The organism is Pseudoalteromonas sp. C2R02, from assembly GCF_018860845.1.
GTDB lineage: Bacteria > Pseudomonadota > Gammaproteobacteria > Enterobacterales > Alteromonadaceae > Pseudoalteromonas.
The window spans coordinates 105572-120478 of sequence record NZ_JAHKQC010000044.1; the positions used below are offsets into that span (position 1 = coordinate 105572).

Sequence of the window (14907 nt, forward strand, 5' to 3'; positions counted from 1 at the left end):
TTTTAAATGCTTTTTTGGTAAACACATACCAAACAATGATTGGATCCGAGATTTTAAAACCAGCAGAATGAAATGTATTTGCGTAAAATGTGGGAGAACAGTTAAGAAAAGTAAATAAAGTAGCAAACCGTATTTTAACGCTACTTTACAATATAAATTTTAAAGTAGCTTAAGTTTTGCTTAAAAATACCACTCAATTGATAACTGTAAATGATCATCATTTTTAATGGCATAGGTTTGTTCTATTGGGTCTGAGCTATTAAACACCCTCATATCAATTACAGCCTTGAAGTTTTCGCCTAACCTACGATTAGCCTCTAATATAAAGCTGGTTGCACTGTGATCTAAATCAGTACTAAAGCCCATTAATACTTCGCTGCTTTGCATATCGTTAAATGCAATACGGCTACCAAAAAACAAGTCATTTTGAAAACTTGCACCAGGCTCTTGTAAGCTTCCCTCACCACGAGAATTCCAACTATATTCGGTTAATAAACCTAAATCAGCATTTGAATCAAATACACCAATAAAGCTATATTCAAACCCAGCTTGCGTAGCCCAAAAGTTACCATTTTTGGTATTTCGGTAGATTGATTCAAACTTATATAACCAATCATCAATTGTAGCTTGAACATCTAAGCCAAATTGATCCATTTGATTATAATATTGTCTTAAAACCAGTTTATCGCCATCTTGCTCCGGTGTTAAAATGGGCTCTCGGTTGGTACCATGAAACCAATGGGTGCCGATATCAAAGTCACCTAAAGAATGGCTCCAACGTACAGCTAAATCTAAGTGTTTTTCTTGTGCACTTGATTCGTAGGATACATTGTTTTTATCAACGACCATTGGCGCTCTTAAACGCCCTTCTTCTCCTGCAAAGGTACGCTCTCTGAATCCTGGTAACAAATACAGATCAACTATGCCCCAATCTTTAACTAAAGATAAATTGACCATTAATTGGCCTAGCTTATCTTCACCATCAATATCTTCTACGCCATCAGTTTGGTTTATAACGTCAACTAAATGCTGAAACTCAGTGACACCCCAATACTCTTTGCGAATACCACTTCTGAGCTCCCAATCATCACTGGCATGTATGTATGAAAGCTCTCTAATATCACCATGACTACGTTCACTATCTTGATCATCTAAACGTAAAAATGGCTTAAAAGTGACAGTATCATCGCCGTTATTCCAGCCCCAATAAAATTCAGGTTCAACTAAAATGGAAGTTTGAGAATGTGGAAATTGATTGTCATATTGATTCGTTTCAAAAAAATATCTTTCTTCAACTGCTACTTTACCTGATACTTCAAAATCCGATGAAGTAGCGTTAAAAGATAGCAGCAAAGTAAGTGCTGCTAAATTCTTTATTGGCATATTATCTTACTCGTTTTAATGAATTACGGTTAAAGTCGCCGTCTTTTAAGCCTGTTTTAAATGCATAGTTTGACCATTTTAACTCTGTGCTTTTACCATTTTGATGATTTAACATTTGTTGTGTATCTGCACGCCAATGTTTACCTAGGTATTGTTTGTAATCAACATAAGTTAGGGTTTTTAATAAAGCATCTTTTCTATCATAAAACTCAATTTTTTGTATGCGATATTCGTTTTTATCAAGCCATACAATGCGTTTGGTATAACCTGAATTTTCATCATTCGGATATTGCTCTACTTTAAAATTATCTAGGCCATTTATGGTTTCATCACCTAAATATTTGTAGCTGTACTTTTCGATTTCAAATGAGCTTAAATCTTCGAACGCAAACTCAGAACCCATAAATGGGCCTGATTTATTACGTGATGCAATGCGCTTTACACGCTTAAGTGCAGGCAAATATAACCATTGATCATCTGCTTCTACTGGATGTGAAAAGCTTAAAAAAGCAGTGCCTTTTACATCTCTTGGCTTATTGAAAATAGTTAAGCTTTTATCGCCATCATCATCTATTTCTAGTGATTTTATTTTGATTTCACGAATGCTTTGTTGGCCTTGCTTATTGCGTAATAGCATTAACATATCGGCTGTACTATCAACCCAACCTAAATCTCTTTGTTTGGCTTCTTTTGATATCTCAAGTCCCTGTTGTTCAGGTGTCATTGCAATAGATATATTTGAAACTAAGGCCAATGCAATGGCTGATAAAGTGCCTAGTACTAATTTTTTCTTAAACATTTTTCTCTCCAATTCTTAAATTTGATTAACCAGCTGAAACCATATCTTGTGCGTTTTTATCATCAGCTTGCTGTTGTGTTTTTTTACTTAATTTTTTATCTATTGCCATTAGTAGCGGTGGTAAGAAGAAAAAATCAACAACAAGTGCGATAAATATGGTCATAGCAGTTAAGAAACCCATATCAGCATTCATTTTAAATGACGATTGTGCCAATACTGTAAAGCCAGCTACTAATACAAATGTGGTGATCCAAAGCGCACGGCCGACATTGCCAAAGGCATAATGAACAGCTTGTTTTGTATTGGCATTATTTTCATTTTTAGCATGTAGATATTTACTTAAAAAGTGAACTGTATCGTCAACTACAATACCTAGCGTCATGCCCATAACAACCGATAAACCTAAGCCAACTTGACCTTCGTATAAGCCCCAAACACCAAATGCGATAGCAGCAGGTACTAGATTAGGTAAAAGGCTTACAGCGCCATATTTCCAACTTTTAAGTGCAAAGCCTAATAAAATTGAAATAAGGATCAGCGCTAAAGTTGTACCAATTAACATGCTAATAATGTTACGTTGACCAATATGAGCAAACATTAAACTTGGGCTTGCTAAATCAACTTCATATTGTGGTGCATGTTGTTTAAACCACGCATTCATATCTGTTTCTACTGAAATTAATTCACTGCTAGTCATGTTTTTAAACGTAGCTACAATTCTTGACGATGATTTATCTACATCTAACTGATTATTAAGATCTAAACCATAAGGTAATGACATTTCATATAGTAATAAATACTGTGCTGACATTTCTTGAGAGTCAGGTAATTTATACCAGTTAGGATCATCACCATGCATGTTTTTATTTAAACGTTTTAGTGTGTCTGTAATGGTATTTACATGATCTGTTTCAGGGCGCTGGCGTAACCAGTCACTAAAATCTGATACGGTTTGTAGATACTGTGGATCATTAATGCCACTTGGAATACCTGTTTTAACAGAGATTTCAACAGCCATCATGCCCGATAGATTATCCTGCATAAAGTCAGTTGCAACACGATATGGTACGCGATCATCAAAGTATTTTACAAAGTCATCATTAAGTTCATTTTTAGGAATGAACAAAGCGGCAGCAATAATTAGGACACTTGTTACAGGTAATAGTAATTTACGTTTAGCAATAACAAAGTCAGCCAATTTTGCCATGCTATCTTGTGTGCCTTGTTTTTGTACTTTCACTTTTACTGGTAGTACAGTTAATAAGGCAGGGAAAATAGTGACAGAGAAAACAAATGCTAACATAACCCCTATTGCCACTAAATTTCCTAAATCTCTAAATGGTGGAGAGTCAGAGAAGTTCATGCTTAAAAAGCCAATTGCGGTGGTAATACTTGTTAAAAATATAGGTTGAATATTCACTTTAATACTACGAGCGATTGCAGTGCGTTTATCAGCCCCATGGCGCATTTCATAAAACATTGAAGTTAAAATATGAATACAGTCAGCTACGGCTAAAGTCAAAATCATTGTTGGCGCAGATGAAGATGGACCCGTTAAATAAAACCCTGTCCAGCCTGCGATTCCCATAGTGGTTGCTATGCTCATTATGATGACTAGTACAGTGGTAAAGGTACCTGAAATTGTTCTCAGTAATAAACCAATTGTGATCACGACAACCAAGAACATTAAAGGAATAAGTGTTTGACCGTCATCCATTGAAGCTTCGCCAAATGAGGTATTCATCATCACCATGCCTGATAAATATACTTCAGTTTCTGGATTTTCAGCTAAAAACTTATCTTTAATGTCGCGTACAAAGGTGGCAACTTCTGGCACTTCAACAATAGGATCAATTCCTGGTAGCTGAACAGTGACATTTACAACCGAAACATGACCCGATTGAGATATGATTTTATTAACAAGTAAAGGCTCTTTAATTGCGATTTGTTTAATTTTATCTAAATCATTTTGTTTTAATTTACTTGGACTCATCACCAAATCTTCGACTATCATGTCGTCTTCTTCGGCGTAGGTATATTGAAAGTTGGTAACAGAATCAACACGTGTTGAATACGGTACTTGCCAGCTTTGTTTGGTCAAAGACTTTAAAGCCGATAGATGCTCAGTGGTAAAAACGTCGCCACCTTTTGGTACGACAACAAATGAAACGTTATCACTTTTGTTATAAACCTTTTGCATAGATTCAAAAGCGGTGAGTTGTGGGTTTTCTTCACTAAAAAAGACCCTGTAATCATTTTTAAAAACCAGTTTTTGTGCGCCAGATGCTGCGACAAAAGCAAACGTAATACACACTAGTATTACCCATATAGGATGTTTGCCTACAAAACCATAGAGCTTGTCTCTCATGTTTCCCTCGATTATGACGAATCGTCATTTTATTTTTAAAAAAATACGGTATAAAGCTTAGTGCAAATACCGTACAATTATTTGAATTTAATGAAAATAATTCCTTAAAAAGCTAAATCTCTGCCTTTCTCATGCATTAATAAAAGTTCTTTTGGAAATACTTTATCAAGTGCTTTTTTAAGCTCAGCACTATAATCTTTATCTTTTGTTAATGGCTGCCATTGCAAACCATCAAACAGTAAATTGTTTTGATTAAAAAGCTCTCTTTCAACTATTAAAGCTGTTCTGCCACTGCACTGCTCTACTTCACCAGAAAGTAAAATGATAGTGCCGTAGGCCATAGACCAATTCGCAAAACACAGCTGCTGAATATCCATATGATCAGGTAGATTTAAGCTTTTATCATTTAAAGCGCCTTCGACTATGCCGTGAATTGCACCTAATAGCTTAAATTCCAGTTGTTCTTGTTCTTGGAGTCTTTTTTCACTTGATTTACCAAATACATTAGGGCTTTTTGCACACACAACTGTTTGAAATAAAGCAGGATGCAAAATTGCATAGATCAAATAAGAAAAATTGAGCAATAACATGCGCTCTCGTGTACAGCCTTCAAACTGTGACGAGCGCCAAAATAAATCAGAAAGAATAGAAATAGCGTGATTACTGATCGCTAATAATAAATCTTCTTTACCATCAAAATGTTTATAAATAGTACCTTTTGAATAAGGGACTTTAGAAACCACTTTATCCATAGTGATGTGCTCAACACCATGCTCTTGGATCAATCCAATTGCGGCATTTATAATTTCTTGCTCTCGGGCCTGTAGTGCCTTTTCATCTAAAATTCTTGGGGTCATACTTTAAGTGACGATCCGTCAGTGACGTTTCGTCAATAATAAACGCTTGAATATTTAAGTCAACGACAAAATGAATTTATTTCCTTTGTGAATTTTCTTTCGTTTTCATAATCTGTTGCAAGTTATTTTTCTGAAAGTGAACCTGATTTTGAGATAAAAACCTAAAATTCAATAAGCTAGGAGTTCGTTGTTGATTGAAATTGTGAGCAAGCTTAAAATATGAGTGATTTTTTTATGGTTAAAAGAGTAAACTTTTTGATTATTTTAAATACAAAAACATGTAAATTTTCAAATGTTCTTTCAAAATTAGGTTCTTGTTCTTTAGGGTTTTTGGAAGTTAGATCAAATATAGAGGTTCAATAAATTGTTCTATAGAAATGAGCATAGGTTTGAAGCGCTTAGGTATTTTCGTAACAATTAAGTTTATATAAATAGAATCGCAAAATAACTGACTTTAATTTTTTAATTATCAGGAAAGTTATTGAACTGGATTTATAATCTAATCAATTGTTTGATATAGATAAATTTATTGGTAAATGGTAGTTTAAAGTGTAAGTATAAATGGCGTTTTTTAAGTAATAAAAAGTAGTTGTCTAGTTGCTTGCATTTTCAGCCTAAATCTTTAATAAAAGACGGCTAATAGTTGACTTTAGAAAGTTTGATAAATAAATTTGAAAAATTTAGTTGATGTAATAATTGAGAATATAAAACATATTTTTAAATTTTCTAAGAGATATAACAAGTCATAGCAATGAAAAAGTGGAACTTTAGATTATTAAGGAATAATTAGTTTTATGGACATTTATAAAGAAAATGAATACATCTGGAATAAGTTTGCTGAAATAGAGAGATTAATCAATTCAAGCAAGGCTGATTTAGAAGCTCAAATCTTAAAAACAGCAACAGATGCTCAAAAAGAAGCTAATTTTTCATCAAGGAAAGTTACTGAATATAAAAATAAATCTCTTAAAGCAAAAGATATAGCAGAAGCTTCTCTTGAAAATATAGTGAGCTTAGAGGAAAAAATAAAATTAATAGAAACGCAACTTATTAACTTTGAATCTGAAGTTAAAAGTAGAGTTAATAACTTCAAATCTGAGATTGAAAAAGATAGAGATATAGCAAGTGATTCTGCATCAGATGCACAAATAATCTTACAGAGAATACATAAGCTCAGTACAGAAAGCCAGGGGTTATATGAGGTTCTAAAAGAGCTACCGGAAAGATACGATGAATTGGAAGGTCAATTAGAGTCTTTACAAGAAAATCGTGATGAATCAGAAAGTAATGTAGCTAAAATTAAGAGCCAATTAAAGGCTGCCCAACAAGAAAGAAAAGAGATCAATGAAGTATATTTTGAGCTTTTTGGTTATGTATTCGAAGATGATGATGGAAATGAACAAAAAGTTGAAGGGAAAATAAAAGAACTTAACAGTTCCTATTTGACTATTAAATCTGATTTTGAAACACATTTAGAAGAAATAAAAGGGTTCAGAACAGAGCAAACAAGTCTTTTTGCAGAAAAAATAAATATTTTAAAAGAAGGAGTTGAGCAGTTCAAAGAAACTTCAATGACTGAAATAGCAAGCTTTATATCTGATACAAAAGATGAAGTAGCTGCACTTATTGAAGATAAGTCTGCAAATATTGAAGCTGTTGAATTGAAAATTAATACATTATTACCTAATGCGTTAACAGCTGGTCTGAGTTATGCGTATGAGGAGAAGAAAAAAGAAGAAGAGCTTAATTACACTAACTTAAGTAAACATTTCAGTAAATGCATAACTGCATTAGTTTGTATATCTCTTATACCAGTAATTTTTAATTTGGTTATGCTCTTTAAAGGGACTGCTTTTAGTGAAGTTTTAAAACAGGCTCCTCAACTATTTTTAAGTATTTTCCCACTATATCTACCTGTATTATGGCTAGCTTTCTCAGATAATAAGAAAATGAATCTATCAAAGCGTTTAATTGAAGAATACACCCACAAAGAAGTCCTGAGTAAAACATATGAGGGGCTATCAACTCAAATTAATAGCATTGAAGATGAGAATACATCTGCTGAGCTAAAGACTAAACTGCTATTTAACATACTTGAAATAAGCTCTGAAAATCCGGGCAAACTCATTTCAAACTACGATAAGAGTGATCATCCATTAATGGAAGCACTAGATAGAAGCTCACAGTTAACAGACTCAATAGAACGATTAGCAAAAATACCAGGTTTCCAAAAAATGGCACAAAAATTAAGTGAGAAATCAGATGCGCTATCAAAAGCACAAGATGCACGAGTATCTGATGGATTAGATATTAATGATGAAATCATTATGTCAGATACTCAATCTGATAAAAAATCTAAAAGTGAGCAAGAACCTGCAATTATTAATTAGGAATAATTAGTGAAATATTATCGGACAAGAAGGGAATACGAATAACACAGAACTACGTGTTATTAAAGCTAAAAATGAATGCTTATAAAATCACAGGGATTGCTAGGTGAAAATTTATTAGTGAATATAAAACTTGATAGTCATACTTTACTCATTGATTTTAAATAAAATAATATACCAAACAGTAATAAAGGAACACCTGGTACAAACAAGCAAAATAGCCAAATGAATGGTAATTGTAGTAAGCAGATTCAACAGTCTAAACAGCAGAAAAGTAAATAAAGATGAGCAGAACATCAAAAGATGACCGTAGTGATAGTATGACTCCCAACAATGAATCATATTGGGATAGTTTAGATAATTACTCCAATCAACTTAATCCGAATCATGATGAGTATGGCGGTGACTATTATGGCAATGAATATTAAATAAAAATCGAGATAAGGCTGCCAACAATCGGTAGCCTTTGTTCTTTTTTTAGGTTTGTAAACATTGGCCTTCAACATGGTGTGCAACCCTTCTTACTCTGGAGTTCACTTTATAAGTTACTAGTTCAAAATAATTTAAATAAAGTGTTTCTTTATATTTAATTATATTGGTTTTATTTGTAAAAGCATTTAGATTACTCATAGTAATCAAAGTTAATTAACGGATTAATAAATGCTTGATAATGAAAGTAACTATTTTGATAGATTATATGCAAGAGTTAGAACTGACAATTCAGTAGAAAATGCTTTCCTCAGTGCGATAGAAGCATATCTAGAAGGTAAACCTAATAAGGGGAAGAAGAAGCCAAATCAAATAAGCAATCATGTTCAATTTTGGAAAGCTGAATTTTTAAAGTTAGCCAATGATAAAGTATTTGAGTCAGAAGCTTTCATATTAGCGCTAGCAATATATTTTAAGCAAACCACCACTTCTAATATCGCTTTTATCGAACGTGTGTTAATTGAGTCGCCTGCATCTGTTCGAAAAGCAATTCGTCGTTCTGAGATTGTTTTAATACCAAACCATATTAAATGGGATGAGATTAACCTGCTAAGTCAGTCATACAGTGCTGAGTTGAGTGAATTAATAAATATTTGCCAAGCATTTCAGAATTCGCACGTTCAAAGAATAGAGTTATTAAATAGTTATTTATCAATATTTAAAGATTTATCGTTATTTGAATTCTTTGCTTATTCCGCAGTGTACTCATTCAAGTTTTTGCCTGCAAAAGCTATATCGTTTGATGGTGATGAAATTAGTATAGATTCGCAACTCAAAGCGATGACAAAGTTAACTCAATGGAAGCTAGAAAATGGTAAAGAGTCTGACTTTACTTTAAATGAAAATAAAATTCTTCAATCATTAAAAAAACATCATTCTCCTTTAGTATTTCCATCAAATGAAGACTCCTCTTTACCAGATTTTATGCTTCATCAGTTTGAGTGTTTAGTGCAAGCTCAAGTTGAACTTGATGAGTTTTTAAGTCGAAGTGTACATCCTTTTTGTTTTAAAGACTCTGTTAAGTATGAGGTTAAAGGTACAAGACTTGAGTCGGTAAATTCAGATTGTGCAACTGATGATACATGGGAGCGAAATGGATTACGTAATAAACAACTTCAAGGCTATTGGTTTAATAGGGCTATGAACCACTTTGTTGAGTCAGGTATCGCCGCTCAACAAATGGGCACAGCTGAAAACCATGAAGCTAATCAAATTGCTTATGTAAAAGCGCTTGCTAGTTTTTTGGAGTTGAAAGATGTATATGGGCTAGAAGATACACTGGAGTGTGATAGCGGGTTGTATGTTGATTTATTTCAAGCTCTTTTATCGCAAGAGTTAATGAGTGCTTTTTATATTAAAGAATATATTGAAGCCTTTTATATTGAGTATGCAGAAGTAAATGATTGGCAACACGCAATTGGACTTGCTGCTATAAAGGGCATGGCTAAAGGCGATAATCGCATGCCAATAACCTGGTCAAAATGGAAAGCTAAAGTAAATAATATTGTTGGTTGGACTGTTAATGCTGAATTTCCTAAAGGAAATGTTCGTGCGGTTAAAGCAATTTTAGACTTTTGGACACTTGATTTAAAAAGCCTCAGTAATAAATTGAAAAGCAAAACAATTCATCGTATCCCTGAAATGACGGAGCGGCCAGTAATCAAGATAGGTGATTATGCAGTTCAGTTACCTTGGGTTATGGCAAGTCAGATTGGCTCTGTTAGTGCCATAAACAATTTAAGGCGATTTGCTAATCAACGACCATCTCTAAAAAGTGAAACAACACGAATCGAAAATAGATTAGGTGATGAATTCACTAAAAGAGGCTTTACTGTCGTTAAAAATCATACGCCTAATACAGTTGCGGGTGAAATTGATTTGATCTGTTCCATTGATAATGTCGTAATTGTCATTGAAGTTAAGTCAACTTATTACCGGACAACTCCAGGTGAGGCACTTTACCACCGCAATCAAACACTTCGAAAAGCAGGTAAACAAGTGCATCGAAAAGTTGAAGCTATTAAAAATGAGTTAGCAAATGGTGGCAGCTTATTACAAGAACTAAAGCTCAAGTCTGATAGCCCTCAAGTTATAGGTTGGATTGCCGACACATCGATTGAATATGATCATGATTACTTCGCGGGTTATCTTAAAATCTCAATAGAAGAGTTGTTAGTTGCATTAAACGATGAAGCTTATCTTTTGAAGGATTTAGATGCAGAAATGCAGTCAATGCAAAGAGGCGGCGAAATATCATTTTCAGAAGAGCCTTTTACTTTGTATGAAAAAGGTTTTAGCGGCCAAAACTTTGTAAATGTAATCGAACAATCAAAAGTTTGGCATCAATCTACGGCTAAAAACTTTAAAGAAACTGAAGCGTTTTCATAATAGTGCTTATAAGCACTTTAACGTTGGCTCCTAACTATGTTCGCTAAAAGGTCATCAGCTATTATTGAGCGATTAACTTTGCTTGTACATATATACAAGATTTTCATTAGAAATCTCCCTACCCTATTAACTGCTCATTCAAGTAATAAGAAATTAAATATTTTTGAGTCACCTAAATTGACTCACGCTTTGGGTATATTAAAGGGGGGGACTGTTAAATTAATACTCGTATTAACTAATAAGTATCTAATTTAATAAATTCTTCAGTTATTTGTGGTGTTTTATCAATATCGGTTTACATTGCTTTGTCTCTTAATCACAATTCATTGTTATTTAAAATAAAATGGAATTATCTGTGGACTATAAACGACTCTTATCTCAAACCAGCGATTTAATACTGGAGCCTGATTTTCAAGATATTTCTCGTCAAAATGTTTTTTCTTCAGCATTAGAGTGTGTAAATACAAAAGAAGATTGCATGTGTCGATTAGTAGCTTGGCTTCTTAACCCTAAAGAAGGTCATATGCAGGGGGAATATTTCTTAAAAAAATTAATTAGCGGCATATATAGCTCGAAAACCAATCAAACTCTGCCAGATAAATCTACTGCATTACTAAACTCATATTCTAATATTCAAGTTATGACTGAAGTCGCAATAAACGAAGTTGATAATAAAAATAAAAAAAGAAGGATTGATATTCTTTTAGCTGACTCGAATTCTAGAACATTGTTTATAATCGAAAGGAAAGATGGTACAAAAGCTCACTCTAATCAATTGATTGAATATTATAAATGGGCGAAAAGACATTACTCTGATTGGAACCACTTTTTTGTCTTATTAGATAGCAAAAATAAAAATCATGGTGATCAGATGCATCCAGAGTATATTTTACTTGATGATAGTTGGTTAACATCAGCAATCAAAAGTCTATTGAAACAAAACGCATTACCACCACAGATTGAATACACTTTACAGGATATATATGATCATGTTCTTGGTAAGTGGGATGATTCTAAGGATGCATATTTTAAATCTAGAAAGAATAAGATATTGCGAGTTGCACACCAATATTCTAAAACAATTACAGAATTACGAACAAATGAAATTAAGCTATCTGATAAGTCGTTCTTACTATCTCAAATCGATCCAACAATATACTATTCACAGATACTACCAAGGAAGAAGACTAAAAAATTTAGTGATGAGCAATTAAAGCTATTTAACCTGCTTCAGTCGAATCATGAAACAATATCTCTTATTGAAGATTATAGTGAGTTTGATTTATTAAGTGAGCAAATAGAAAGAGTACACCCATCGGTTTCAGCGGTAACCTGTCAGGATACGATTGCTCTTTGTTTGAAAAAGCATGAGTTTGATCCTGATGAATACTGGCCCTATTATCTTGAAGTTGAACGTAATGAAGATGAGTGTGACTCATCTTATATTTTGTCCGTAGTTTCAAATAAGGATACTCATGAAAGCTGTAAAAAAATAGCTGAAAGTTTCTGTGAATTTTACGAGTTTGAGCCTAGTCGAAAGTATACAAAAACAAAAATATTATCAGATAATATAACTAGTTTAGATATTTCCTATGGCACAGAGTTGAGAAATACAATTGATGATTTTGTACAAAAAGCGGGTTCTCTACCAGATATAATGAGATAAATAGATTTTCCTAGTTTAGTTAGACAAATTAGAATCTAATTACTTATGGAAAGCTTTTTTAATGTGATTATAGTTTTAAGAAGCTTATTTTTCTGAGCTACAAACTGTCTAGAAAATTCAGGGAAGTCCACTTAATTGATTTAAATTCTATGGGCGAAGTGAATGGAAGCTAAAGTAACTGAAACTGTTTAGAAGAAATTACCGGACTTTAAAAGGTTTTTCATATATCTACATTAATCCTCTGATAATAAGCACTTTCTAGTAATAAAGGTTGGCTTAATAAGTAAAACCAATAATTTCAATGTGTTACATCCCCTGAAGTGTATTTTTAATGCGGCCCCATAGCTAATATTTTTTTGATAGTCTATTTAAAACACTTTTTTACTGAAATTAACATGAATAAAAAAATATCATCTCATGCGACCGTAGCTTGCTTACTTTTTGCGATTCTTTTTATTGTGCTTCTTGCTATCGCTAAATACTTAATTTTAGCCCAGGAATCAGATATCAATAACAAGCAGTATTTGACTATTTATAATGATGTCTCCTTAACTGAAGGCGTGAGAGGTGAAAGAGCGGAGCCTAACGAGTGTTCTCCTTGATTTTGTTGTATAAAAATTAGAAGTCATAAACTAATATGAGTTCTGCATGCAGAATTATTGAGGAAGCATAAAATACCTCCGTGATACTTTATAATAGGAAATAACATTTAATTATCCCTTTAGGATTATTTACGCTTTTCATTACCGAAATTACCCATATATAAATTAATAATTTGTTAAGGTTTAATAACCTTTACTTTAAATAATCAGCTAATTGATTACTTTTACATAGTTAAACCTTATTGTTGATAACTTTTCTTTAGAGTATTTATCTCTTATTGTCCATACAGGCGCATATCCACTGCCAGTTCTGTTTGCTTTTATGAGAATAAAATATGATTGTGTTTCATCTGGGTTTATTTCATAGGCAAGCGATGGGACTACATAACTAGGATCAGGTAATATGGCTTTTATATATTTTGTAGATGATGAGTTTTCTGCCACTAGTTCGATATCTGGTGTATAAGCTACTTTATCTCCATTATTTCTTATTTGTATATCAAGGATTTCCCATTCATTCTTTTTAAAAATATAAGATTGTTTTAACCCAGAGTTGATAGACAATGACACTGATTTTGGATGTATTATTCCTTTTACTTGAGTTCCAAAATACTTACCTTCTTTTATAGAAATTACCTGGTTTGGTTGAACCTTTCCTTTACCATGTCTATTCGCATGTGATACTAGCACTGTATAATTGTTTGTATCAGTCCATGATAAGAGTCTTTCAACATACTGGACTTCCCAGATTTCACTAGACAGATTTTAATTCAGAAAAATAGTCTTCCTCAAACTTAGCTGGTGAAATACCGCCTGTGTGTGAGTGACGCTTTTTAGGATTGTAGAACATTTCGATAAAATTAAATATCTCAGCTTTCGCATCATTACGAGTTGTGTATATCTTCTTTCTGACTATGCGTTTTTTGATCGTTGCAAAAAAGCTTTCAGCAACAGCATTATCATGACAATTTCCTCTTCGGCTCATCGATGGAACTAGGTTATGTTCTTTCATGAATGCTAGGTAATCAGCACTGCCGTATTGGCTACCTTGATCGCTATGTACCATAACTTCTGATTTTGGTTGGCGTTGATAAACAGCCATTAATAAAGCTTTTATAACTAATTGCTTATCCATATTTTTATCCATTGACCACCCAACAATCCGTCTTGAAAATAAATCCATCACTGTTGCTAAATATAAAAAACCTTCATTCGTTCGAATGTAGGTAATATCACTTACCCACGATTGATTAGGAGCAGACGGATTAAATTGGCGTGCTAACAAATTATCGGCGACTCGAGATGGTTTACCACCTTTTATGTAGCGTCGTTTATAACCGATTTGTGCTTTTAGATTATGCTGTCGCATTATCTTGGCAACACGATTAACACTGCATTTTTCACCAGCTTCACGTAAATCTTGGTGGATCCAAGGACTGCCATAAGTGCCACCACTAGCAATATAAAACTCCTTGATAAGCTTAAGTAAACGATTGTCTTCAATTGTTCTATCACTTTGTGGCTTATTTAACCATGCATAAAAACCACTGCGGTTTAACTTCATAACGCGACACATAGATATAACTGAAAACTCGTTACGATGATCTCTAATAAAACAGTATTTTACTCTGGATTGTTGGCAAAGTACCTTGCGGCCTTTTTTAGGATGTCTCTCTCCTCTGTTACGCGTTTCAACTCAGATTCAAGTTTTGCGATTTTTAATTGATCATCAGAAGATAGTTTTGGTTTAGGTGTTTGAGATAACTGGCTCCGCCAGTGATATAAGGTTTTAGTACATATTCCTAACCGTTCTGACACTTCTGAAACTGAATAACCACGCTCAGTGATTTGCTTTACAGCTTCAACTTTAAATTCTTGGGTATAACGTTTTCCTTTACTCATAAACACCTCTTTTTTAGTTACATTGTAACTCTTTTAAGTGTCTAGCAAAGTCTGGGAAGTCCA

At 33.4% G+C, this 14907-nt stretch carries 11 protein-coding genes; 5 read left to right on the forward strand and 6 right to left on the reverse strand.

Features of this window, described 5'->3' with window-relative positions:
• Window positions 1–180: 180 nt before the first annotated feature.
• From KO527_RS21980 to KO527_RS21995, 4 genes are all read right to left on the reverse strand, one after another.
• Window positions 181–1383 carry a hypothetical protein gene (locus KO527_RS21980; protein ID WP_216042383.1) on the reverse strand — a complete coding sequence of 401 codons (1203 nt, stop codon included), beginning with the start codon at window positions 1381–1383 and terminating at the stop codon, window positions 181–183.
• 1 nt (window position 1384) lies between these two features.
• The gene (locus KO527_RS21985; RefSeq protein WP_216042384.1) at window positions 1385–2182 is read right to left on the reverse strand and encodes an outer membrane lipoprotein-sorting protein; all 798 of its coding nucleotides are present in this window, start codon (window positions 2180–2182) and stop codon (window positions 1385–1387) included.
• A gap of 25 nt (window positions 2183–2207) precedes the next feature.
• The gene (locus KO527_RS21990; protein WP_216042385.1) at window positions 2208–4550 is read right to left on the reverse strand and encodes an MMPL family transporter; all 2343 of its coding nucleotides are present in this window, start codon (window positions 4548–4550) and stop codon (window positions 2208–2210) included.
• Between the two features lie 104 nt (window positions 4551–4654).
• The gene (locus KO527_RS21995) at window positions 4655–5407 is read right to left on the reverse strand and encodes a TetR/AcrR family transcriptional regulator (RefSeq protein WP_216042386.1); all 753 of its coding nucleotides are present in this window, start codon (window positions 5405–5407) and stop codon (window positions 4655–4657) included.
• A 794-nt stretch (window positions 5408–6201) separates the two neighbouring features.
• Between KO527_RS21995 and KO527_RS22000 the strand changes: the two genes are divergently transcribed.
• The 5 genes from KO527_RS22000 (at window position 6202) to KO527_RS22020 (ending at window position 12942) form a co-directional block, all read left to right on the forward strand.
• Window positions 6202–7797, forward strand: coding sequence for a hypothetical protein (locus tag KO527_RS22000; protein ID WP_216042387.1), 1596 nt, complete (start codon window positions 6202–6204; stop codon window positions 7795–7797).
• A 284-nt stretch (window positions 7798–8081) separates the two neighbouring features.
• A complete protein-coding gene (locus KO527_RS22005) occupies window positions 8082–8225 on the forward strand; it encodes a hypothetical protein (RefSeq protein WP_216042388.1) in 144 nt (47 codons plus the stop codon).
• 232 nt (window positions 8226–8457) lie between these two features.
• Window positions 8458–10674, forward strand: coding sequence for a YraN family protein (locus tag KO527_RS22010; protein ID WP_216042389.1), 2217 nt, complete (start codon window positions 8458–8460; stop codon window positions 10672–10674).
• Window positions 10675–11029: 355 nt separating this feature from the next.
• Complete coding sequence (locus KO527_RS22015; protein ID WP_216042390.1) at window positions 11030–12340, forward strand: PD-(D/E)XK nuclease family protein; 1311 nt, start codon at window positions 11030–11032, stop codon at window positions 12338–12340.
• A 395-nt stretch (window positions 12341–12735) separates the two neighbouring features.
• Window positions 12736–12942, forward strand: a complete 207-nt coding sequence (locus tag KO527_RS22020) for a hypothetical protein (protein ID WP_216042391.1) — start codon at window positions 12736–12738, stop codon at window positions 12940–12942.
• 210 nt (window positions 12943–13152) lie between these two features.
• Here KO527_RS22020 and KO527_RS22025 read toward each other — a convergent pair whose 3' ends face one another.
• Window positions 13153–13632 carry a hypothetical protein gene (locus KO527_RS22025; protein WP_216042392.1) on the reverse strand — a complete coding sequence of 160 codons (480 nt, stop codon included), beginning with the start codon at window positions 13630–13632 and terminating at the stop codon, window positions 13153–13155.
• A gap of 64 nt (window positions 13633–13696) precedes the next feature.
• Window positions 13697–14844 (reverse strand): IS3 family transposase gene (locus KO527_RS22030; RefSeq protein ID WP_216042393.1). Its coding sequence is split into 2 segments (ribosomal slippage): window positions 13697–14607 and window positions 14607–14844, totalling 1149 coding nucleotides; the frame shifts between segments, so codons are not numbered across the junction.
• Window positions 14845–14907: the final 63 nt, after the last annotated feature.